The organism is Burkholderia sp. PAMC 28687, from assembly GCF_001577465.1.
GTDB lineage: Bacteria > Pseudomonadota > Gammaproteobacteria > Burkholderiales > Burkholderiaceae > Caballeronia.
Genome location: NZ_CP014507.1, coordinates 418,627 through 440,579, shown reverse-complemented (window position 1 = coordinate 440,579; position 21,953 = coordinate 418,627). Strand labels below are relative to the sequence as shown.

Sequence of the window (21,953 nt, the reverse complement as noted above, 5' to 3'; positions counted from 1 at the left end):
TCACTCCCGTAGTTCCGTTCGGCCGATACGTTATTGCGCCGACACGCCCTTCTTCGTTGCAAGCGCCTGCGCCATCTTGTAGTGCTCCTGGATCGTCGGCAGCGCCTTTTGCGCAGCCGTTTTCAGGTCGGCGTTCTGCCCGTCGGAGATTTCCTTCTGGAATGCATCGACCGCTTGCTTGTGTCCCTCGACGCCGACCTTCGTGATGTAAGCCGTATCGAAGTCCTTGCCCTTCAGCGGCTTGAGCGAATCCAGGATCGATGTATCGGAGTTGTCCTTCGGAACCGTCACACCCTTGGGTGCCGCCATCTTCAACTGCACGGTGAGCTTCGTGTGATCCATCATCATGTGCCGCGCGAAGGACTTCACGTCCTTGTCGCTGGAATGGGTCATCGCGAGCTTGCTTGCGTCTATCTCGGTGGACGATGACATTGAAGCTGCCTGCACGAACGCCTTGTCCGTATCGGACAGCGGGTTTGCCATTGTGGTGGACGCGGCTTCCGTCTGCGCATGGACCAGCGGGGCGCTCGTGATCAGGCAGGCGGCGAGCAACGTGGAAAAAGTCGTGGTCTTCATTCAGATCTCCGTAATTCGAAATTATCGAAATTGATCAACTGCGTACGGAAGATCAGAGCAACCTCCATACCCAAACGGCTCGGGCATGCTAATATTTACTGTACATCCATACAGTAAAAATGCCCGAACAACCCTGCTACGTCGTCGCAGTCCGCGCGCTTTGCGAATTCACTGCCAAGCAAGGTGATCTAGATCTGCGCTTCACGCCATCGCCCACGGCGCAGCAGGGCATGGCCGGGCACAAGATCGTCGCCGCGCGCCGTCACGACCTTTATCAAGCTGAAATCACGCTCTCCGATACCTTCGGCGCGCTGCACGTGCGCGGTCGCGCGGACGGCTACGATCCCGTGCTCAATCAGATTGAAGAAATCAAGACGTATCGCGGGAACCTGGATGCCATCCCCGAGAATCATCGCCATTTGCATTGGGCGCAGGCGCGCATCTACGGCTGGATGTGCTGCAAGAAGATGGCATTGCGCGAGATCGGGATTGCGCTGGTTTATTTCGATATCGCCAGCGAGAAGGAAACCGTCATCACGGAAACGCAATCCGCGGAAACCTTGCGCGAGCATTTCGAGCTGCAGTGTTCGCGCTTTCTCGATTGGGCGCAGCAGGAACTCGAACACACGGCCCGGCTTAACGACGCACTCAGCGCAATGGTTTTCCCGCACGCGTCGTTTCGTACCGGACAACGCGAACTGGCAGCCTCGATCTATCGCGCCGCCGTACAAGAACGCTGTGTGATGGCGCAGGCGCCGACGGGTATCGGCAAGACGCTCGGAAGCCTGTTTCCAATGCTGAAGGCATGGCCTGCAAAGCAACTCGACAAGATCTTTTTTCTGACCGCAAAAAGCTCCGGCCGCCAGCTCGCCCTCGATGCGCTCACCACGCTGGGCCGGGAGACACAGCTGCGAGTGCTCGAACTGGTCGCACGCGACAAGGCTTGCGAGCATCCCGACAAAGCCTGCCACGGCGAGTCTTGTCCGCTTGCGCGCGGCTTTTACGATCGTCTTCCCGCAGCGCGCGAAGCGGCATTGGAAGTGACCCGGCTCGACCGCAATGCGCTGCGCACGGTCGCTCTCGACCACGCGGTGTGTCCGTATTACCTGAGCCAGGAACTCGCGCGCTGGAGCGACGTGATCGTCGGCGACTACAACTATTATTTCGATACCAGCGCCATGCTTTTCGCGCTCGCCGAGTCAAAGGAGTGGCGCGTGAGCGTGCTCGTCGACGAAGCGCACAACCTGGTGGAACGCGCCCGAGCAATGTATTCCGCAACGCTGGACGAAGCGCGTTTTCGCAGCGTTCGCCGCGCTGCCCCCGCGCCGCTCAAGCGATCATTCGATCAGATCGGCCGTGCATGGAGAACGCTCGCAGGCCAGCAAACCGATGAATACGCCGTGCAGGAAACGCTGCCGGCGCGATTGCTGGAAACGCTTGCAAACATGATTGCAGTCGTCACGGAGTTCATTGGCGAACAACCGGCTGCACTCGATCGCGACACGCTGCGCTTTTACTTCGACGCCACGCATTTCGTGCGCATTGCGGAACGCTTCGACACCCATTCTCTCTTCGATATCACCCTCGCCGGCTCGCGCAATCAAAGTGTGCTTTGCTTGCGCAACCGCGTGCCCGCGCCGCATCTCAAGGCGCGTTTCGCACAGGCGCATTCGGTCGCGCTGTTCTCAGCCACGCTCTCGCCCGCACATTTTTATCGCGACATGCTCGGCCTCCCTGAAACCTGTACGAACGTCGACGTTGCGTCGCCTTTTCATGCGGATCAGTTGCAGGTGCGCGTGGTGGCGAACGTGTCCACGCGTTATCGCGATCGCGAGCAGTCCGTGCCGCAGATCGTCGAGCTGATCGCGGCGCAATATCGGCGCATGCCCGGCAACTACCTCAGCTTTTTCAGCAGCTTCGACTATCTGGATCAGGTTGCGAGCGCGTTGCGCCACGAGTACCCGGATATCCCGGTCTGGCAACAAACTCGTTCAATGAGCGAAGCCGATCAGCACGCCTTTCTTGCCCGCTTCACCGAAACCAGCCGCGGCGTCGGTTTCGCCGTGCTTGGCGGATCGTTTGGGGAAGGTATCGATCTCGCGGGCCAACGCCTGATCGGCGCTTTTATCGCAACGCTCGGGTTGCCGCAACTCAATCCCGTCAACCAGCAAATGAAAACGCACATGGACCGGGAGTTTGGCGCAGGATACGACTACACCTACCTGTTTCCAGGCTTGCAGAAAGTGGTGCAGGCCGCCGGCCGTGTCATCCGGGGACAGCATGATCGCGGCGTGCTTTATCTGATCGATGACCGCTTCGCCCGCACCGAAGTCCGGCGATTGTTCCCCGCGTGGTGGGAAGTCGAGATCGTGCGCCACTTGAGCACCCCTCGGGCACCCGTATTGCTCTGAGTGTGTCATCCCCACACAAGGAGCCGTCATGGCCGATACAAAGAAGCAAGACGCGTTGACCATGCTCGAAGAAGAGCATCGCGCGGTAGAAAAGCTGTTCGAAGCCTTTGAACGCGCCGATGAAAACGACCTGGAGCGCAAGGCGACATTGGTTCAGCGTGCATGCGAGCTGCTGACCATGCATGCGATCGTGGAAGAAGAAATCCTCTATCCGGCCGCGAAGGATGCGCTCGGCAAGGACGACAAGGACGATGTGAATGAAGCGTACGTGGAGCACTTTCTCGTCAAGACGTTGATCGAAAAGTTCACCACCATGCAGGCCGGCGACGAAGGTTTCGACGCCACCTTCAAGGTGCTCACCGAGAGCGTAAACCATCACGTTGAAGAAGAAGAGTCGGAACTGTTTCCGGAGCTGCGCAAGACCAAGCTCGACCTGAACGCAATGGGCGAACAGATCGCAATGCGCCATGAAGCGCTGCAGAACAAGATCACGGAAGTTGCCACTTCGCATTGAGCGTTTCAAATGTGGACAGGTGGATTTGATCGGGCCCGCAATTTTGCTAATATTCGCAAAAACTGCTGGCCCGCATCGGTTGGTTGAGAGCACCGAGCATCACGGGCACGGCTTTCTCTGGAGGGCAAATTGTGACCCTATTCGTCTATATAAACACCGGCGGCCATCAGGACATTCGGGAAAGTGACCTGATCGAGATCGACGCAGCGGGCTTTCTCGTCGATATGGGAGCCGTGCTCGTCGATCACTGCAGCAATGCCGTCGCGGCCTCGTCGCGTCCGGCGCTGCAGCAGGTCATCCGCCGCATCAAGCCTGGCGATACCCTGGTCATTTCCCGCCTGGGATATCTCGGCAGCGGCGTCGGCGACGTGGTGTCCACGCTCACCGCGCTCGCGGCCAGGCGCGCGCGCGCCATTTGCATCGACGCGGGCAGCAACGACCTGTGTGTAACGGGCAGCGACTCGCCCATACGCATGCTTCAACTCGCCGCCGAACTCGAACGCGACGCCAAACGCGCGCGGGCGCTCGACGCCGCCGCCATCGCCAAGCAGGTTGGTGCGCCGCAAGGACGTCCTGCATCGTTGTCCGAGTCGCAGCGCAAGCAGGCGCTCAGCGCGCTCGCGGCGGGCAGCACGGTGACGGCCATCGCGCGGGTTCTGAACACGTCGCGCCAGACAATCATCCGGCTACGCGACGCGGCGTCCAGACAAGCAGGGACGCACGCCGGCGCCGCAGAATCGGACGTTTCAGCGCACGAGTCACTGGCGGTTCACGGCGAATGAAAGCGCAACTTCCGGCGTGCGCGGGAAAGCGGAGTCGAGCAATATCGGTGGATTGATCTGCAAGGAGACATCGCCGATGGACCATTTGAACACTGATATCGCCGCGCGCGTCAACGCGACCGACTGGCATCGGATAGAAGACGATTTGAACCGGTACGGATGCGCGACCATCGACCAACTCCTGACCGCCGCCGAATGCAACGCGCTTTCGGCGCGCTACGCACAAGACGATTTGTACAGAAGCCGTGTGGTGATGGGCCGCCACGGATTCGGGCGCGGTGAATACAAGTATTACGGCTATCCATTGCCCGAGATGATCGGCACATTGCGCGAAACGGTTTATCCGCACCTCGTGCCGGTCGCGAACCGATGGACCGCGCTCATGGGTATCGACACGCGCTATCCGGCGGTCCACGCGGACTTTATTCGCCGATGCCACGCCGCCGGGCAAACCCGGCCCACGCCATTGATCCTTCAATACGCCGAGGGTGATTACAACTGCCTGCACCAGGATCTATACGGCGAGCACGTGTTCCCGCTGCAGATGGCGATCTTGCTGTCCGCTCCCGGGCGCGACTTTACGGGCGGCGAGTTTGTGATGACCGAGCAGCGGCCGCGCATGCAATCGCGGGCCGAAATCGTGCCGCTGGCACAAGGCGACGCGGTGATTTTTGCCGTGCACCAGAGGCCGGTGAACGGGACACGCGGGGTCTACCGGGTGAATCTGCGGCACGGGGTCAGCCGGTTGCGCTCGGGGCATCGGCACACGGCAGGCGTGATTTTCCACGATGCAACGTGATTTACCGATGCTTGCATGCCCCGAGTCCCGTCGATCAGTGCAACTATGAGATGGAAACGTCCAGTTGTTTGCCAAGTTTGGCGAACGCTGCTTCAATTGCGTCGAGTTTGGAGGAGTGCCGCGGATCAAGTAGCCGGTCGACCTGCGGCATATGAACATCCAGCCGACGGGCCAGCTCCGATTTCCTGATTCCCTGGCGGATCATTTCGTTAGCCAGCAACACCTTCGAAACCACGAGTGCCGGCAACTTGACGACGCTCTGCCCTTTCTTCGCCTTCGATGGTAGCGGAACCTCGCGTTTTTCATCGAAGTAGATCTCGATGGCGCTCTCGAGCGCGTCAAGCGCATTGAGCAAGGCTTCGTCTTCGTCGTCTCCGACGGATACTGCTTCGGGGATATCCGGGAAGGTCACGAGGTAGGTGTTGTTCGTGTCCCGCTCCATTTTCACTGGATAAGAGAACATGGTCGTTTGATTCTCCAATGAGTTCGGCCCTTCATGCGAAGGCGAATGTGCTGGAGCTAGAATACAACATATATGTTGTCATCCATCCTGGTAGAACGCAACTTATTTGTTGTATTTTGTGTTTTGCATGAGGACGGGAGGCAGAAAAGGAAAACGGCCGCTGAACGGCCGCCTGAGCTATGCAAGAAAGTGGAATGTTGCCTTCAAAGCTTCGCTATAAATCCGCCCACTGCAGGCCAAATCACCCCCCAATCACTCATTCTCATCGAAGTAATGCCCGAACTTGACCTGCTTGGTCTTGATATAACGCTCGTTTTCCTCGCGCATCGGAATGGCCAGCGCCACGCGCTCGCATACCGGAATGTCATGCTTGAGCAGCGTATCGAATTTCGACGGGTTATTACTCATCAGCCGCACTGAACGCACATCCAGCGCACGCAGGATCGCCGCAGCCGAATCGTACTCCCGTGCGTCGTCGGGAAGTCCGAGATGCAGGTTGGCATCGACCGTGTCATAGCCCTGCTCTTGCAGCGCATACGCACGGATCTTGTTCGCAAGGCCGATGCCCCGGCCTTCATGACCGCGCAGATACAGCAGAATCCCGCGATTCTCAGCTGCGATATACCGCATTGCCAGATCGAGCTGTTCGCCGCAATCGCAGCGGTAGGAGCCGAATACATCGCCAGTGACACATTCGGAATGCAGCCGGCAAAGCACGGATTCGCCGTTGGCGACATCGCCCATGATCAGCGTCAAATGTTCCGCGCCAGTGCTTTTCACGCGATACACATGGGATTCGAAGACGCCGTAACGCGTGGGAATGGTGGCCTTCGCCACGAGTTCGACGCATTCTTCGTTGACAGCCTCGGCAGTGGATGCCGTTGAATCGGAAACGTTTTTCATGTTCTCTTGTACAGCATTTAAGGGCGCGGGCCGCATGCCGGAAGGTTTTTTGCCTGCCGGCTGAACCAGTAACTGTATCAACATGCGGTGTCGCCCGGTCCGACATGTTAAAACGCCGGGGAAATATTTGCAGCCTGCAACGTGCAACCGCCGGCTCCCGCATGAAATCCGCCGGATTCGACGCGAACCAGGCATATCGAAAGAAGAACGTCTCGCTTCGATAAAAATTCCCCGGTTGGTAAAGTACATGACTACATAGACAACCCACCAGACCCATCTCCATGCCCAATCAACGTCGCCTGTCCTTCGTCCCTTCCCGCATGGCCCGCGCTGCGGGATCCATGCTGATCGCACTTGCTGCGTCCGGCGCCATGTCCGGCGCGGCTCACGCGGCGGGCAAAACGCTGGTGTTTTGCTCGGAAGGCAGCCCGGCAGGGTTCGATTCGGCGGAATACACCACCAGCACGGACTTCGATGCCGGCGCGCACGCCGTCTACGACACGCTGGTCGAATTCAAGCGCGGATCGCTCGACCTCGTCCCCGGTCTCGCGGAAAAGTGGGACGAGTCGGCCGATGCCAAGACATTTACGTTCCATCTGCGCCACGGCGTCAAGTTCCAGACCACGGACTGGTTCAAGCCCACCCGCGACTTCGACGCCGATGACGTCGTCTTCACGTTCAAGCGCATGATCGACCCGGAGAATCCATTCCAGAAGGCCCACCCGGTCAGCTTCCCGTACCTGAGCGATCTTGGTTACGACAAGAACATTGCATCGGTCGAAAAACTCGATGACTACACCGTGCGCTTCACGCTGCATACCTCCGACGTGGTCTTCGTGCGCAACATCGCGATGGAGTTCGCGTCCATTGTCTCGGCGCAGTACGCCGACCAGTTGCTCAAGGCGGGCAAGGCCGAGGACCTGAATCAGAAGCCGGTAGGGACCGGTCCGTTCGTGTTCCGCGATTATCAGAAGGACGCGACCATCCGCTATGACGCGCATCCGGACTTCTGGAACAAGAAGGACGTGCATATCTCGAAGCTGGTGTTCGCAATCACGCCGGACGCAGCCGTGCGCATGCAGAAACTTACGAGCGGCGAATGCCAGATGACGTCGTATGCACGTCCCGCCGATATCCAGAGCGCGCGCAACAATCCGAAGCTGGCAGTGCTGTCGAGCGTCGGCTTCAACGTGGCTTATGTCGGCTACAACACCACGCACAAGCCGCTCGACAACGTGCTGGTGAGGCGCGCGCTGGACATGTCCATCGATAAACAAGCGATTCTGAAGAGCGTCTATGAAGGCGCGGCGACGGTCGCCTCGAACCCGATGCCGCCGTCACAATGGTCCTATAACAAGGCGCTGAAAGACGCGCCATATGATCCCGCGAAGGCGCGTGATCTGCTAAAAGAGGCGGGTTTTCCGAACGGCTTCAGCATTTCGCTCTGGGCCATGCCCGTGCAGCGCGGCTACAACCCCAACGCACGCCTGATGGCGCAACTGATCCAGTCGGACTGGGCGAAGATTGGCGTGAAGGCGAATATCGTTTCGTATGAATGGGCCGAGTACAACAAGCGCGCGAAGCAGGCCGGCGAGCACGATGCCATCCTGTACGGCTGGATGGGCGACAACGGCGACCCGGACAACTGGCTTGGCACCACGCTCGGTTGCGATGCCGTACACGGCAGCAACATGGCGAAGTGGTGCAACAAGCAATTCGACGATCTGCTCGGCAAAGCGCGCCTGGTTACTGATCAGAACGCTCGCACGAAGCTTTATGAAGAGGCGCAGGTCGTGTTCAAGGATCAGGTCCCTTACACACCGCTTGCACATGCCAACGCGTTCCAGCTGATGACGAAGAACGTGAAAGGTTATGAACTAAGCCCGCTGGGCGGCCATCGGTTTGATGGGGTGTCGCTGGACTGATCGTTTCGAGGGTGCGGCGGCGGACACATATAAGTCTGCCGCCTGTCATCAAGCCGGCTGCTCGAAACTCCCCGGGCTTTTGTCCGTCGCGCTCCATTGCGGCGTGCGCGTCTTGTCCGCCTTCTGCAGGCCTGCCTTCAGGCCCTCCAGATCAAAGTCCTTCGTGTAGACCGGCGTGCCCGGCTGCTGGCGCCAGGAATTGTCGAGACCGCCGTTATCGAGGGCATCGAAGCCTAGTTCGTTGACCAGTTGCAGGACGACCGCCTTGGCGTCGGCGCTATCGCCCGATACCGGCAACGCAATGCGCCCCTGCGTGCCTTCCGGCTTGCCGTGATTGCGCAAATGGGCTGCGTAGATATTGTTGAAAGCCTTGATCACCGGATGCCCGATCTGCTTCGCGACCCACTCGCTTTCGAGCATGCCTGACTCGATCGCATCGATCCGGCCATCGCGCTCACGCGGATAATAATTTCCCGTATCGATGAACACCGTCGTGTCAGGTACGTCCGCGAGCAATCCTGCTGGCAGATCCAGCACCTTCTTTTCCGGGATCGTCACTACGATCACGTCTGCACCGTGCACGACATCGGCCAGTTCAGCGGGTCTTGCGCCGGTTTCAGCCGCGACATCGGCCAACGTATCCGGCCCGCGCGAATTGCCGATCAGCACCTCGTGACCATGCTCGACCCACCGCAGCGCCAGCACCTGACCAATATTTCCCGCACCAATGATGCCAATCTTCATACACCCTCCGTTCGTTTAAAGACCCATGGCATATGGCGCGCAACGCCTATGCCTGAAACCGCCGGACGCGCTAGAATGCCCGCCGCGGCGAGGCTGATAGGCAATTAACATCGGCCCCATTGAATCATTCGATTTTGCTAATCGAGGGCAAACCCGCATACTTCATCCCATTCCTTAACCACTTCAACACAAGGACTTACGCAATGCCGATCATCAACAGCCAGGTTAAACCGTTCAAGGCAACTGCCTACCACAATGGCGATTTCGTGCCGGTTACCGACGAAAGCCTGAAAGGCAAGTGGTCCGTCCTGGTGTTCTACCCGGCTGACTTCACGTTCGTTTGCCCGACGGAACTCGGCGATCTGGCCGACCGTTACGCTGAATTCAAGAAGCTCGGCGTGGAAATCTACGGCGTGTCGACTGACACCCACTTCACGCACAAGGCATGGCACGATACGTCGGACACGATCGGCAAGATCGAATACCCGATGATCGCCGATCCGACGCTGACGATCTCGCGCAACTTCGACGTGCTGATCGAGGAAGAAGGCATGGCTCTGCGCGGCACGTTTGTGATCAACCCGGAAGGCGAGATCAAGCTGTGCGAAATCCATGACAACGGCATTGGCCGTGACGCCGGCGAGTTGCTGCGCAAGGTCCAGGCGGCGCAATACATTGCGTCGCATCCGGGTGAAGTCTGCCCCGCCAAGTGGACGCCGGGCGCAGAAACGCTGACGCCGTCGCTCGACTTGATCGGCAAGATCTAAGCGGCTTCAAGCTCAAGAAATAGTTGTATAGCGCTGTATTGTCCGGGCCGTTCGCGGCCCGGATGTCTGTCAGCACGTCTCCCGAACAAAAATCATCTTTAAACGGACTCGAAACCGCCATGCTGGAAGCCAACCTCAAGACTCAGTTGAAAGCGTATCTGGAAAAGGTCAGCCGGCCGATCGAGATCGTCGCTTCCCTCGATGACTCCCCGAAGTCGGTCGAATTGAAAGACCTGCTCCAGGAAATCGCCACGCTGTCGGACCGCATTGCGGTGATCGAAACGCGTGACGACGACCAGCGCAAGCCGTCGTTTTCCATTGGCGAACCGGGCAAGCCTACGGGCATCCGCTTCGCAGGCATTCCGATGGGCCATGAATTCACCTCGCTCGTGCTGGCGCTGCTGCAAACCGGCGGCCACCCGGTCAAGCTCGACGACGCCGTGATCGAACAGATCCGCTCGCTCGACGGCGACTATCAGTTTGAAACGTATATCTCGTTGTCATGCCAGAACTGCCCGGAAGTCGTGCAGGCGCTGAACGTGATGGCGCTCATCAACCCGCGCATTCGCCAGGTCACCATCGACGGCGCGTTGTTCCAGGACGAAGTCGAGAAGCGCCAGATCATGGCCGTGCCGACCGTTTACATGAACGGCGAAGTGTTCGGCCAGGGCCGCACCGGCGTGAAGGAAATCCTCGCCAAGCTCGACAGCAACGCTGGCGCGCGGGCTGCAAAGGAAATCGAAGGTAAAGGCACGTTCGACGTGCTGATCGTCGGCGGCGGACCTGCCGGTGCGGCTGCCGCAATCTACGCGGCGCGCAAGGGCATCTCGACGGGCGTTGCGGCCGAACGCTTCGGCGGCCAGGTGCTGGATACGCTCGCCATCGAAAATTTTGTCTCGGTGAAAGAGACAGAAGGACCGCAGTTCGCGACGGCGCTGGAACAGCACGTCAAGAGCTACGAAGTGGACATCATGGACGTGCAGCGTGCCGAAGCGCTCGTGCCGGGAACGATCCACGAAGTGCGCCTCGCCAACGGAGCAGTGCTGAAAGCGAAGACGATCGTGCTGGCAACCGGTGCCCGGTGGCGCGAAATCAACGTGCCGGGTGAGAAGGAATATCGCAATCACGGCGTGGCCTATTGCCCGCATTGCGACGGTCCTCTCTTCAAGGGCAAGCGCGTAGCGGTGATCGGCGGCGGTAATTCCGGCGTGGAAGCGGCGATCGACCTGGCGGGTATTGTCAGCGCCGTGACGCTGATCGAATTCGGCGCAGAGTTGCGTGCCGATGCCGTCTTGCAGCGCAAGCTTCGCAGCATGAAGAACGTGACGATCATCACGCAAGCGCAGACCACGGAAGTCACCGGCGACGGCAAGAAGGTCAACGGTCTTTCGTACAAGGATCTGCGTTCGGGTGAAGCGAAGCACATCGAGCTGGAAGGTGTGTTCGTGCAGATCGGCCTCGTGCCGAATACCGAATGGCTCAAGGGCACGGTCGAGCTGTCGCGTCACGGTGAAATCGTGGTCGATGCGAAGGGCGCAACGTCGGTGCCGGGCGTGTTTGCTGCCGGCGACGTCACCACCGTGCCGTACAAGCAGATCGTGATTGCGGTGGGCGAAGGCGCAAAGGCGTCGCTGAGCGCATTCGATTATTTGATCCGCAATTCGGTATCGGAAGAAGTTGAAGTTGGCGCGGAAGAAGCAGTCGCTTGAATTTAATTTTCTTGCCGGCGGGAATTTAATCCGCTAGCAACACGCTTGAAAGGAACGCCCGATAATCGCGATGCAATCGACTATCGGGCGTTTTGTTTTATCCCTTTTAATCGTCTGATGAAAAGCTAAAGTTTTCTTTTTGCTTGCCGTTGATATCGGGAGCTGACAACCATCTTCCTCGAGGTCAACCGTCATGGGAATCCTGGATCACACCTTTTCCACCTTTTTTCGCGGCGGCGCGCGTTCGAATCCCGCTGTAACGCAAAGACTCGAACGCACACTCGAGCGGGAAAGCGCGTTACGCCGCGAACTGGCGCAATTGAAAACCCGGGTCTCGGCGAGCGCGCCCGAGCTTCAGGTCAAAATGGATCTCATGCAATTCGATGTCTCGCAGGAGAAAGCGGCGGTGGCGAGCCTGACCGCGGCGTTGATGCAGGCGCAGGAAGATCTGGAGCTGGAAAAAGCGAACCGGTCGGCCGCAATTCATTTGCTCAAGAAACACGGGGTGGTGGATGGCGTCGCGTATTCGAGTTTTACGCGCGAAGAACGCGTCGAATTGATTGCATCGGCGATGGATGAGGTCGTCGGCAGCGAGACCACCATTCGATGGAAAGCACGCTCGCCGGCGAGCGCGAGATCGGGTTCGGGGAAGGGGGCGAAGTGAAGTGCGGGGGTGTTGAAAGCGCGCCTCCAACCCCTCCTTTCCGATATGTTTAGCTCGTATCGATATTTAAGATCTGCATATGCCGATGTTAGCCTTCAAGGCAATCGGCAGGCGTCATGAAGCATTTCTTCGCGCACTGCCTCACAGTGTAATTAAACGAGGAGCAGCGTTCGTGAGCGTCGAATTCATCGGCATGATCCAGCAGCAGAAGGTCTCGGAAACACACTTGGCGCGTGGCCCGGCTATCGATATCGACTACACGCGCGACTTTGCCCAGGCGCACGAAAAAGCCGGCTTCGACCGCATTCTCGTGCTCTATCAATCCACAAGCCCCGACGCCATGCTGACCGTCGCCTACGCGGCCGGCGTCACGGAGCGCATCCATTTCATGCTCGCGCACCGGCCGGGTTTCGTCGCGCCGACGCTCGCCGCACGGCAACTCGCCACGCTCGACCAGTTGAGCGGCGGGCGGCTCGCGGTCCACTTCATTTCGGGTGGCAGCGATATTGAACAACGTCGCGACGGCGATTTTCTTTCGCACGACGAACGCTACGCGCGCACCGACGAATATCTCCAAATCCTGCGCCGCGTGTGGACCGAATCGGAACCGTTCGATCATGAAGGCCGCTATTACCGCTTCGAACAAGCATTCTCCGAAGTCAAGCCAAGGCAGGCGCCTTACGTGCCGATCTACTTCGGCGGTGCATCGGCGCCGGCGATCGAAGTCGCGGGCAAGCACGCAGACGTCTACGCACTTTGGGGTGAATCGAAGGAGCAGGTTCACGAACAGGTGACACGGGTTCGCGCGGAAGCGGCCAAACACGGACGCAACGTGCGCTTCTCGGTATCGTTCCGGCCGATTCTTGCAGCAACCGAAAAGGCCGCGTGGGAACGTGCGGAACATATCCTTGCGGAGACACGGCGGCTGCGTGCCGAACAAGGCCTGGGCGAAGCGACGCCTCAGCAAAGCGAAGGCGCACGGCGCCTGCTTGCGGCAGCGGGCGACGGCGTGCGTGCCGATGACCGGCTCTGGACCGGCGTGGCAAAAGAGATCGGCGGACGTTCGAATTCAACGGCGCTCGTAGGCACGCCTTCGCAAGTCGCCGAGACACTGGCCGAGTATCACGCTCTCGGCGTCACCACCTTCCTCATTCGCGGCTTCGATCCGCTCGAAGACGCGCTCGACTATGGCCGCGAACTGATTCCGCTCACGCGCGAACTGACATCGCGTGTTGCGCACGCAGCTTGAGGCGTCCCCGCTTCCGGCTACATCACCCGTTTTCGAACCTCCCGAAGGAACGACTTCATTCATGAGCGACACCCCCCTGCGCAGTTTCGACGACGTGCGCGACGCCCTGCTTTCCAAACGCGAAATCGCCTTTCTCGATGTACGCGAAGAAGATCCGCACGCACAGCGTCATCCGCTCTTTGCGGCCAACCTGCCGCTGTCGAAAATCGAACTCGATGCGCTGACCAAGCTGCCGCGCAAGAGCGTGCCGATCGTTCTTATCGATGACGGCGAAGGTCTCGCGCAACGCGCAGCAAACCGTTTTGAAGCGCTCGGGTTTTCCGAAGTTTCCGTTTTCGATGGCGGCCTGAAAGGTTGGGAACGCGCAGGGGGCGAAGTATTCCGCGACGTCAACGTGCCAAGCAAGGCATTCGGCGAATTCGTGGAAGCGAAGCAGCATACGCCGGCGTTATCGGCGGAAGCAGTCGATGCGTTGCTGAAAAGCGGCGAAGACGTGGTCGTGCTCGACGCGCGCCGCTACGACGAATACCAGACGATGAACATTCCCGGCAGCATCAGCGTGCCGGGCGCCGAACTGGTGTTGCGCGCCCGCGCGCTTGCGCCCGATCCGAATACACGCGTGATCGTGAATTGCGCGGGGCGTACGCGCAGCATCATCGGCACGCAGTCGCTCGTGAACGCAGGACTGCCGAACCCGGTATCGGCTCTGCGCAATGGCACGATCGGCTGGTTGCTTGCAGGGCAGACGCTCGCACATGGCAGCGCCAATCAGTTCGCTATCGATGATGGCCGCGCCGACGATGCATCGCGCAAATCTGCACGTTCGGTGGCAGATCGCGCAGGCGTGAAGCGCACGACTTTTGCGGACGCTCAAAGCTGGGCGGAAGATCCGACACGCACGACGTATCGCTTCGATGTGCGCACGCCCGCCGAATACGAGCATGCGCATGCTGCAGGTTTTCAGGGCGCGCCGGGCGGCCAGCTCGTGCAGGAAACCGAGATGTTCGCACCGGTTCGCGGCGCGCGCATCGTGCTCTTCGATGACGACGGCGTACGCGCCAACATGACGGCATCGTGGCTCGCGCAGATGAACAACGACGTTCATGTCATTGACGATTCAAGCAACGCTGCGCTAACTGAACGGGGTCCGTGGCGCGGCGCGAAGGCGCAACCTTCGCCGCTCCCAACGATCACCGCAAAAGACCTCGCTGCGGTGCTCGACGAGTCAGCGAGCCGGACGATCGTGCTCGACTTCACGGCGAGCGCCAATCATGTGAAGGGGCATATCCCCGGCGCATGGTGGGCCGTCCGCTCGCGCCTGCCCGAGGACCTGCCCGCATTACCCGACGCGAAGCAATATGTGGTCACGTGCGCGTCGAGCGCGCTGGCCGCGTTTGCCGGACCCGATGTCGCGGCGCTGACCGGCAAGCCCGTGTTGTTGCTCGAAGGCGGTACAGCGTCGTGGATTGCGGCCGGCTTGCCGCTCGAAAAAGGCGAGACGCATCTGGCGTCACCCCGTATCGACAGATACAGGCGGCCTTATGAAGGCACCGACGCGCCACATGACGCAATGAACGCGTACCTCGAATGGGAATACGGTCTCGTCGCCCAGTTGGAACGCGATGGCACGCACGGCTTTTTTGTGATCTAACGCCAGCGGAATGACGCGTGCGGGCCGAGCGCGCTTCATTCCAATCTCGACGATTAGCAAAGCAGAACAATGCGTTTGTCTAATGTCGCGGCGGTCCGTATCGTGAATCTTTTCTTTTGCATGGATGATTCATGAAACGACGCAGTCTCCTGTCGATCGCCGCGCTGACTGCATTCACAGCACTCTGGCCGCTTGCATCGAATGCTGAAACTGTTTTGAAAGTCGGCGACCAGCAGTTGCAAACGCGCGGCATCCTGGAAGCATCGGGTCAGTTGAAAGACGTCCCGTACAAGATCGAGTGGTTCAACTTTCCCGCTGCCCAGCCACTAGGTGAGGCTTTGAACGCAGGCGCAATCGATGTAGGCGGACTCGGCGATGCCCCCTTGATCTTCGCCTACGCCGCAGGCGCGCGCGTTCGTGCAGTGGCCGCTACCCGGTCGACGCCCGTCGATCTTGCGATCCTCGTGCCGGAAGGGTCATCCATCAAAAGCGCGGCCGACCTGAAGGGCAAGCGCATCGCGACCACGCGCGGTTCGATCGGCCATTATCTCGTTGTTGCCACGCTCGAACGCGCGGGCATCAGGCTCTCCGATGTCACCCTCCAATACACGCAACCTGCCGATGCGAAGTCGGCGCTGGAATCGGGCAACGTCGATGCGTGGTCCACATGGGACCCTTACGTTGCGCTCGGCGAATTGCGTGACAAGAATCGCAGCGTGGCGAACGGCGTGGGTCTGTCATCGGGGCTGAGTTTCCAGGCTGCAACCGATGCATCGCTCGCAACCAAACGCGCGCAGATCGATGACTTCGTGCATCGCGTGGCAGAAGGTCAGCGCTGGGCGTTGACGCATCCGGACGAAGTCGCGGCGATCCAGTCGCGTGTCACGCACCTGCCTGTCGATGTCCTCAAGGTCGTGTACCAGCGCGCGCAGTTGAAGCCCATCTCCATCGATAAAGCCGTGATCGCCGAACAGCAGCGCACTGCTGACGTGTACGTCCGCGCGGGCGTGATCAAGACGACGCTCGATGTCACCCCGAGCTTCGATCCTCAATTCACCGCGCACTAACGGATTTCCCATGACCGTACGGCACCCGGACACCCACCTTCAAGATCCAGCCGCGCTGGACGCCCTCGCCGACCTCGACAGCGCCGCCGCCGACAAATGGCTTGCCTTGCTCACGCAGGAGTTCGCGGCAACGGCCGGCACGCTCGATCACGATGCGATCTTCCCGCACGACAACCTCGCGCTCCTTCGAAGCGCGGGGCTACTTGCGTTGACCGTACCGCGTGCACTCGGTGGCCGCGAAGCAACGCTGCCGCAAGTACGCAAGGTGATCCACGCCGTGGCGCGTGGCGAGCCGTCGACCGCGCTGATCCTGGTCATGCAATCGCTTTACCATTTGCGTTTGCAGGCCAATCCGAACTGGCCTCGGACGCTCAAAGAACAGGTCGCGCGCGACGCCGTGGAGAATGGCGCGCTCATCAATTCGCTGCGCGTTGAACCGAAACTCGGTTCGCCATCGCGTGGCGGCTTGCCGGGAACCATCGGACGCCTGAATGAATCCGGCGATGCGTGGATCCTCAACGGCAGCAAGATCTATTCAACAGGAAGTCCGGGCCTGACATGGTTCGCCGTATGGGGCCGCACCGACGAACCCGCTCCGCGCGTCGGCACGTTCCTCGTGCATCGCGATACGCCGGGGATTCGTTTCGGCGAGCCGTGGAATCATCTCGGCATGCGCGCGACCGGCAGCCATGAAGTGATCTTCGAAAACGTGCGAGTTCCCGCAGCGCAGGCCGTCGATCTGAATCTGCCCGAGGCCAATGTCGCCGGCATGGATCCGCTCACTACGCTATGGATGAACGTGTTGCTTTCATCCATCTATGACGCCGTTGCCCGCTCCGCGCGCGACTGGTTCGCGCATTGGGCTGCAGATCGCACGCCGGCGAACCTCGGCGCGCCGTTGTCGAGTCTTGGCAGCTTCCAGCAGACGCTGGGACGCATCGACGCGTTGCTGCTCAACAATCGCGTGCTGCTCGATGCCGGCGCGCAAGGCCGCGTGCCACTGCACGAAGCGCCTGCCATCAAATTTCTCGTCACGCAAAACGCCATTAACGCAGTCGAGATTGCCGTGGAGGCCAGCGGCAATCCGGGTTTGAGCCGCAACAACGCGCTCGAACGGCATCATCGCGACGTGCTTTGCTCGCGCATTCATACGCCACAAAACGACGCACTGCTGGGCGCCCTCGGCCGTGCCGCATTCGCCACGCTTCCATAATTTTTTGAGGAAACACCATCATGAGCGTTGAATTCATCGGCTATGTCAGCCATCAGGAATCGAGCGAGATTCACTTGCCGCAAGGTCCCGCTGTCAATCCGCCGTACATCGCGGCGGTTGCCCAGGCGCATGAGTATGGCGGCTTCGATCGCGTGCTGATCGCGCATTCGAGCGCATCGCCCGATGGCTTCCAGATTGCATCGTTCGTGGCGCAGCAGACGAGGCGCCTTGGAATCCTGCTCGCACATCGGCCGGGCTTTGTTGCGCCGACGCTGGCGGCGCGCCAGCTTACCACGCTCGATCATTTCAGTGCGGGACGTACCGCGGTGCATATCATTTCCGGCGGCGACGACACGGAACAACAACGCGACGGCGATTTCCTCGAACATGACGACCGATACAAACGCACCGATGAATACCTCGATGTCGTCAAGCAATCGTGGACCAGCGAAAAGCCCTTCGATCACGACGGTGAGTTCTACAAAGTGCGCGGACATCGCTCGTTGATCCGCCCGGTGCAGAAGCCGCATTTGCCGGTGTATTTCGGCGGATCGTCGGACGCGGCCATTCAGGTCGCGGGCAAGCATGCCGATGTCTTTGCGCTCTGGGGCGAATCGCTTGCGCAGGTCGCGGAGACCATCGAACGCGTGCGCGCAGCGGCCCGGCCTTATGGACGCGAGCATGCAATCCGGTTCAGCTTGTCGCTGCGGCCGATCGTCGCTGCTACAGAAGATGCCGCGTGGGCACGCGCGGAATCGATTCTCGAGCGGGCGAAGCAAGTGGTGACCAGCAACCCCAATTTCACGCGCCGTCCGAGCGAGCCGAAGAACGTCGGTTCGCAACGTCTGCTCGCTGAAGCGGCAAAAGGCAGCGTCGTGGACAAGCGGTTGTGGACGGGCATTGCTGCGCTGACGAAGGCTGCGGGCAATTCGACTTCGCTGGTGGGTACGCCGGAACAAGTGACGGAAGCATTGATCGAGTATTACCGGCTCGGGATTTCGACGTTCCTGATTCGCGGCTTCGATCCGCTCGAAGATGCGCTAGCTTATGGACGTGACCTGCTGCCGGTCGTGCACGCAGTTGTGGCGAAGGAAGATAGCAAGAGCCGGGCAAGAGAACTTGAAACGGCTCAGGGCTGACCTGTAAGGGCCGATGCATCAATCGCTTGTATCTTCGGATTTTCGGCCGTCCGCCGCGTCTATCAACCTGCGTCCATGTCCGTCGGTTACCAATGCGAGCGGGCGCAGTTCCGGATATTGCGAAACAAGCGACATTAAAACAGATGCCCCGACGCGCCGCGCCGATTCGTCGTCCAGAGGAGTTTCATTGTTCACCGGGATTTCCAGAAATGGGCGCTTCTGGACGTTACTAACGTTATCGAGTGCGCTCGCCGACAACCAGAACTGCCGAAGTGTTTTCGTATCAGGGTCGTACTCGGTAAGCAGGTATTGAAATGGCATCATCTAGTAACCTCGGCAAGTTTGGTAATTCGCGAAAGCGTGTTGCTTGCACAATGCATAGCTGCGTGGATCGTTATATATCGCGCGCGTGAATTCGCATTGGTCTAATTCAAACTCGTACATCGTATGGCATTCCGCTTCGTGCGACTCACTGACGCCGCGCGCGGCTATCGATAAAAGATCGCTGCCCGACTCGCTCGGCGAGTATTTGAACGGCACGGCGTCGCTTAACGGCGTGGTGCCCGTGCCAACCTCCGACACATTGCCCAGTTCGAAAACGCCTTTATCCATCGACGGCAACGAAGCCGCAACGGCAGACGCCGCCGTCGATGCAAGCGCGGCAAGTGCATCACGCGCCGCCCACGCCGCCCGGTTTCGCGCTGCCGCCTCCGCGATGGTTTCAATGTGCCGGAACACTTGCGGCGGGCGCGCTGCGCGCTCGGCGTCCTCTACTTGTTGGTGATACTCCGCCAATTCCTCTCTATACGCTTTCGTCCGGGCTTCGAAGATCGCGCCGCGTTCGGCCATATCCGCCATTTCGCGCCGATACCTTTCGTCTTCGGTAAGCGCCTGGACAAAGCCGTCATGTGCGATATAGGCGGGCTTGGCCCGCACGATCACCACCGCGCCGTTTCGCACCTCCCAGCACAACGCTTTAATCACGTCGCGCGGGCTAGTGCCGAAGGGACTCGGACAGTAGGAGGGAACCGCATTCCGAAGAAAGATCTGGATACGCTCGACGAGCTCCGGCTGGCTCGCCCAATGTTCCAGATTCGCGGCCTTGAATAAGGCTTGGCCGGCGTCAATTGCTTCTTGCTGCTCTTCGGTTCTGCCGTGCGGCGCGTAATTCCATCGTCTATAGAGTAAGAACCGATGGCCTTCATACCGCATTAATTCGGTTGTCATCCTGTTTGATTTTGTTGTTGAAACGCCCCTACGCTAACGCACTTTTGCACGCGCCCATCTCAATAAAAGACAGGTGCACGGACGGTAACTTGCCCAGACGTTTGCTCCAAAAGTTATGCAGCAACGCTGCGGCTTTGCTTGCCACCGTGCCTCTAAAGCCCAACCGCTAAGCCTCTTCCACCCCCCTCCCCACCGCCATCTCCACAAACAGCCGCCCCATCGGCGACAACACCCCGACCCTCCTCGTCACGATCCCAAAGGTCTGCGACCTCGACTTGAAATCTATCGGCACGGTCCGCAGCATCCGATGCTTGCAAAAAAGCCTCGCCACGCCGGCCGGCAACACCGAAACCAGATCCGCACTGCATTGCAACAGCGCAACCGTCACAAACGTCGATGCCGTCGAAATCGCACTCATCGGCACTTGCGCGCCCGCAAGGTCCATCTCTCGTGCAAGCATGGCCTGCATCGGCATGGAGCTCGGATAAGTCACCCATCGGTGCCCCGCAAGATCCGCAAAACTCAGCTCATGGGGGGGAAACGGCGGGTGGTCGTAACCCACCACCACCGACAACGGCTCGTCCCCCAGCGGCTGATAGTGATACTTCGACGGCTCATCACTGACAATCGACCGACCGACCACGAGATCCAGACGGCCTTCGTCGAGCATCGACAACATGCGCGCACTTGTGTCTTCGACGATTTCTATCGATAACCCCGGGTTGCTCTCCTGCAAACCATTCAGGATCGGCACGACGAGATCCGGCACCGAGCCCATGATCGCGCCCACCGCCAGTCTGCCGCCCGTCCCGGAACGGATGTCCGCGACTTCCTGGCATAACGCGGTCAGATCGGCTGCCAGAAGCCGTGCGTAGCGGATCACGCAATGGCCGAACTGGTTCGGCACGAGCCCCTTCTTCGCGCGCTCGAACAACGGCCCTTCAAGCATGGATTCAAGCTCGGCGAGCGCCTTGCTGGCGGCGGACTGAGTCATCGACATCGCGCTGGATGCCTTGTGCAGCGACTTGTGATCGTCAAGGGCGATGAGCAACTGAAGCTGCTTCATGCGCAAGCGGCTCATCAATACGTCCAGCGTCGATTTCATGGTCTAAGTGCTGCGCTTTCGGGCGAGTCGCAAAAGCGATCACGAGATGGAAAGGTTTCACTATACATCGCCTGCAAGCTCGCCCTATAGTGGCCCCAAATCAAAATTGGAGACTTCCATGACCCAACCGATCTACCGCGGCGTGTTCCCGGTCGCGCCAACCATCTTCGACGCCGCCGGGCGCCTCGACCTGAACGGCCAGCGACGCGCGATCGATTTCATGATCGATGCCGGATCGCATGGCCTGTGCATCCTCGCCAATTTCTCCGAGCAATTCGCTCTCACCGACGACGAACGCTCGGTCGTCCAGAAAACTGTGCTGGATCACGTGGCGGGCCGCGTGCCGGTGATCGTGACGACCACGCATTTCAGCAGCGACGTGTGCGCCGCCCGCAGCCGGGCCGCGCAGGACGCGGGCGCCGCGATGGTCATGGTCATGCCGCCGTATCACGGCGCGACCGTCCGCGTGGGCGAACGCGGCGTCTATGAGTTCTTTGCCCGGGTCTCGGACGCCATCGATATCCCGATCATGATCCAGGACGCGCCGGTCGCGGGCACCCCGCTGTCCGCGCCGTTTCTCGCCAAGCTCGCGAAGGAAGTGGCGAACGTGTCGTACTTCAAGATAGAGACGGCGCAGGCAGCGTCGAAGCTGCGCGAACTGATCGAACTCGGCGGCGACGCTGTAGTCGGTCCGTGGGACGGCGAGGAAGCGATCACGTTGATTCCGGATTTCGATGCAGGTGCGACCGGCGCCATGACTGGCGGCGGTTATCCGGACGGCATCCGCAAGATCGTCGATGCCTACACCGCCGGCGACACGGAACGCGCCGCCGATCTTTACGAACACTGGCTGCCGCTGATCAATTACGAAAACCGCCAGTGCGGCCTCGCGGCTTGCAAGGCGCTGATGATGGAAGGCGGCGTGATCCGTTCGGACACGACCCGTCACCCCTTCGCGCCGATGCACCCCGCCACGCGCGAAGGCTTGCTGAAAGTGGCGCGGCGCCTCGACCCGCTCGTGCTGAGCTGGGGCAAGTAGCGCAAC

General features: G+C 59.9%; 21 protein-coding genes. 14 read left to right on the top strand and 7 right to left on the bottom strand.

Annotation, left to right across the window (positions count from 1 at the left end; translation table 11 throughout):
- Positions 1–30 precede the first annotated feature (30 nt).
- The gene (locus AX768_RS24850; protein WP_082779065.1) at positions 31–576 is read right to left on the bottom strand and encodes a DUF4142 domain-containing protein; all 546 of its coding nucleotides are present in this window, start codon (positions 574–576) and stop codon (positions 31–33) included.
- Positions 577–695: 119 nt separating this feature from the next.
- On the opposite strand from AX768_RS24850, the gene AX768_RS24845 reads away from it, so the two are divergent.
- The 4 genes from AX768_RS24845 to AX768_RS24830 all read left to right on the top strand — a co-directional run bounded on the left by AX768_RS24845 (position 696) and on the right by AX768_RS24830 (position 5,082).
- Complete coding sequence (locus AX768_RS24845; RefSeq protein WP_062002776.1) at positions 696–2,987, top strand: ATP-dependent DNA helicase; 2,292 nt, start codon at positions 696–698, stop codon at positions 2,985–2,987.
- A 28-nt stretch (positions 2,988–3,015) separates the two neighbouring features.
- A complete protein-coding gene (locus tag AX768_RS24840; protein WP_062002775.1) occupies positions 3,016–3,501 on the top strand; it encodes a hemerythrin domain-containing protein in 486 nt (161 codons plus the stop codon).
- 131 nt (positions 3,502–3,632) lie between these two features.
- Entirely contained in the window at positions 3,633–4,283 is a 651-nt protein-coding gene (locus AX768_RS24835; RefSeq protein ID WP_062002774.1) for a recombinase family protein, read from the top strand.
- Between the two features lie 76 nt (positions 4,284–4,359).
- Positions 4,360–5,082, top strand: coding sequence for a 2OG-Fe(II) oxygenase (locus tag AX768_RS24830; RefSeq protein WP_062003651.1), 723 nt, complete (start codon positions 4,360–4,362; stop codon positions 5,080–5,082).
- Between the two features lie 43 nt (positions 5,083–5,125).
- On the opposite strand, the gene AX768_RS24825 is transcribed toward AX768_RS24830, so the two are convergent.
- Entirely contained in the window at positions 5,126–5,545 is a 420-nt protein-coding gene (locus AX768_RS24825; RefSeq protein ID WP_062002773.1) for a type II toxin-antitoxin system HicB family antitoxin, read from the bottom strand.
- Between the two features lie 252 nt (positions 5,546–5,797).
- Complete coding sequence (ribA, locus tag AX768_RS24820) at positions 5,798–6,448, bottom strand: GTP cyclohydrolase II (RefSeq protein ID WP_062003650.1); 651 nt, start codon at positions 6,446–6,448, stop codon at positions 5,798–5,800.
- Positions 6,449–6,729: 281 nt separating this feature from the next.
- Between ribA and AX768_RS24815 the strand changes: the two genes are divergently transcribed.
- Positions 6,730–8,373: an ABC transporter substrate-binding protein gene (locus AX768_RS24815; protein WP_082779064.1), complete on the top strand. Its 1,644-nt coding sequence runs from the start codon at positions 6,730–6,732 to the stop codon at positions 8,371–8,373.
- A 48-nt stretch (positions 8,374–8,421) separates the two neighbouring features.
- Here AX768_RS24815 and AX768_RS24810 read toward each other — a convergent pair whose 3' ends face one another.
- Positions 8,422–9,117, bottom strand: coding sequence for an NADPH-dependent F420 reductase (locus AX768_RS24810; protein WP_062002771.1), 696 nt, complete (start codon positions 9,115–9,117; stop codon positions 8,422–8,424).
- 203 nt (positions 9,118–9,320) lie between these two features.
- Here AX768_RS24810 and ahpC point away from each other — a divergent pair, with 203 nt between their 5' ends.
- The 8 genes from ahpC to AX768_RS24770 all read left to right on the top strand — a co-directional run bounded on the left by ahpC (position 9,321) and on the right by AX768_RS24770 (position 18,576).
- Entirely contained in the window at positions 9,321–9,884 is a 564-nt protein-coding gene (gene ahpC, locus AX768_RS24805) for an alkyl hydroperoxide reductase subunit C (RefSeq protein WP_062002770.1), read from the top strand.
- 119 nt (positions 9,885–10,003) lie between these two features.
- Complete coding sequence (gene ahpF, locus AX768_RS24800) at positions 10,004–11,593, top strand: alkyl hydroperoxide reductase subunit F (RefSeq protein ID WP_062002769.1); 1,590 nt, start codon at positions 10,004–10,006, stop codon at positions 11,591–11,593.
- A gap of 193 nt (positions 11,594–11,786) precedes the next feature.
- On the top strand, positions 11,787–12,257 hold the full coding sequence (locus AX768_RS24795) for a hypothetical protein (RefSeq protein WP_062002768.1): 471 nt from the start codon (positions 11,787–11,789) through the stop codon (positions 12,255–12,257).
- 172 nt (positions 12,258–12,429) lie between these two features.
- On the top strand, positions 12,430–13,506 hold the full coding sequence (locus AX768_RS24790; protein WP_062002767.1) for an LLM class flavin-dependent oxidoreductase: 1,077 nt from the start codon (positions 12,430–12,432) through the stop codon (positions 13,504–13,506).
- 61 nt (positions 13,507–13,567) lie between these two features.
- Entirely contained in the window at positions 13,568–15,157 is a 1,590-nt protein-coding gene (locus AX768_RS24785; protein WP_062002766.1) for a rhodanese homology domain-containing protein, read from the top strand.
- A 131-nt stretch (positions 15,158–15,288) separates the two neighbouring features.
- Positions 15,289–16,224, top strand: a complete 936-nt coding sequence (locus tag AX768_RS24780; RefSeq protein WP_062002765.1) for an ABC transporter substrate-binding protein — start codon at positions 15,289–15,291, stop codon at positions 16,222–16,224.
- 10 nt (positions 16,225–16,234) lie between these two features.
- Positions 16,235–17,437 carry an acyl-CoA dehydrogenase family protein gene (locus AX768_RS24775; RefSeq protein ID WP_062002764.1) on the top strand — a complete coding sequence of 401 codons (1,203 nt, stop codon included), beginning with the start codon at positions 16,235–16,237 and terminating at the stop codon, positions 17,435–17,437.
- A 20-nt stretch (positions 17,438–17,457) separates the two neighbouring features.
- Positions 17,458–18,576, top strand: coding sequence for an LLM class flavin-dependent oxidoreductase (locus tag AX768_RS24770; RefSeq protein WP_062002763.1), 1,119 nt, complete (start codon positions 17,458–17,460; stop codon positions 18,574–18,576).
- Positions 18,577–18,594: 18 nt separating this feature from the next.
- On the opposite strand, the gene AX768_RS24765 is transcribed toward AX768_RS24770, so the two are convergent.
- From AX768_RS24765 to AX768_RS24755, 3 genes are all read right to left on the bottom strand, one after another.
- The gene (locus AX768_RS24765) at positions 18,595–18,900 is read right to left on the bottom strand and encodes a hypothetical protein (protein WP_062002762.1); all 306 of its coding nucleotides are present in this window, start codon (positions 18,898–18,900) and stop codon (positions 18,595–18,597) included.
- Positions 18,901–19,803, bottom strand: a complete 903-nt coding sequence (locus AX768_RS24760) for a hypothetical protein (RefSeq protein WP_155524335.1) — start codon at positions 19,801–19,803, stop codon at positions 18,901–18,903.
- Positions 19,804–19,969: 166 nt separating this feature from the next.
- On the bottom strand, positions 19,970–20,908 hold the full coding sequence (locus tag AX768_RS24755; RefSeq protein ID WP_062002760.1) for a LysR family transcriptional regulator: 939 nt from the start codon (positions 20,906–20,908) through the stop codon (positions 19,970–19,972).
- 118 nt (positions 20,909–21,026) lie between these two features.
- On the opposite strand from AX768_RS24755, the gene AX768_RS24750 reads away from it, so the two are divergent.
- Entirely contained in the window at positions 21,027–21,947 is a 921-nt protein-coding gene (locus tag AX768_RS24750) for a dihydrodipicolinate synthase family protein (RefSeq protein WP_062002759.1), read from the top strand.
- The last annotated feature ends 6 nt before the right edge of the window (positions 21,948–21,953 follow it).

Excerpts from the sequence above, each read along its gene's own strand:
- AX768_RS24850 (WP_082779065.1), bottom strand. The coding sequence starts at position 576 with ATGAAGACCACGACTTTTTCCACGTTGCTCGCCGCCTGCCTGATCACG.
- AX768_RS24845 (WP_062002776.1), top strand. The coding sequence starts at position 696 with ATGCCCGAACAACCCTGCTACGTCGTCGCAGTCCGCGCGCTTTGCGAA.
- AX768_RS24840 (WP_062002775.1), top strand. The coding sequence starts at position 3,016 with ATGGCCGATACAAAGAAGCAAGACGCGTTGACCATGCTCGAAGAAGAG.
- AX768_RS24830 (WP_062003651.1), top strand. The coding sequence starts at position 4,360 with ATGGACCATTTGAACACTGATATCGCCGCGCGCGTCAACGCGACCGAC.
- AX768_RS24825 (WP_062002773.1), bottom strand. The coding sequence starts at position 5,545 with ATGTTCTCTTATCCAGTGAAAATGGAGCGGGACACGAACAACACCTAC.
- ribA (WP_062003650.1), bottom strand. The coding sequence starts at position 6,448 with ATGAAAAACGTTTCCGATTCAACGGCATCCACTGCCGAGGCTGTCAAC.
- AX768_RS24815 (WP_082779064.1), top strand. The coding sequence starts at position 6,730 with ATGCCCAATCAACGTCGCCTGTCCTTCGTCCCTTCCCGCATGGCCCGC.
- AX768_RS24810 (WP_062002771.1), bottom strand. The coding sequence starts at position 9,117 with ATGAAGATTGGCATCATTGGTGCGGGAAATATTGGTCAGGTGCTGGCG.
- ahpC (WP_062002770.1), top strand. The coding sequence starts at position 9,321 with ATGCCGATCATCAACAGCCAGGTTAAACCGTTCAAGGCAACTGCCTAC.
- ahpF (WP_062002769.1), top strand. The coding sequence starts at position 10,004 with ATGCTGGAAGCCAACCTCAAGACTCAGTTGAAAGCGTATCTGGAAAAG.
- AX768_RS24795 (WP_062002768.1), top strand. The coding sequence starts at position 11,787 with ATGGGAATCCTGGATCACACCTTTTCCACCTTTTTTCGCGGCGGCGCG.
- AX768_RS24785 (WP_062002766.1), top strand. The coding sequence starts at position 13,568 with ATGAGCGACACCCCCCTGCGCAGTTTCGACGACGTGCGCGACGCCCTG.
- AX768_RS24780 (WP_062002765.1), top strand. The coding sequence starts at position 15,289 with ATGAAACGACGCAGTCTCCTGTCGATCGCCGCGCTGACTGCATTCACA.
- AX768_RS24775 (WP_062002764.1), top strand. The coding sequence starts at position 16,235 with ATGACCGTACGGCACCCGGACACCCACCTTCAAGATCCAGCCGCGCTG.
- AX768_RS24770 (WP_062002763.1), top strand. The coding sequence starts at position 17,458 with ATGAGCGTTGAATTCATCGGCTATGTCAGCCATCAGGAATCGAGCGAG.
- AX768_RS24765 (WP_062002762.1), bottom strand. The coding sequence starts at position 18,900 with ATGATGCCATTTCAATACCTGCTTACCGAGTACGACCCTGATACGAAA.
- AX768_RS24760 (WP_155524335.1), bottom strand. The coding sequence starts at position 19,803 with ATGACAACCGAATTAATGCGGTATGAAGGCCATCGGTTCTTACTCTAT.
- AX768_RS24755 (WP_062002760.1), bottom strand. The coding sequence starts at position 20,908 with ATGAAATCGACGCTGGACGTATTGATGAGCCGCTTGCGCATGAAGCAG.
- AX768_RS24750 (WP_062002759.1), top strand. The coding sequence starts at position 21,027 with ATGACCCAACCGATCTACCGCGGCGTGTTCCCGGTCGCGCCAACCATC.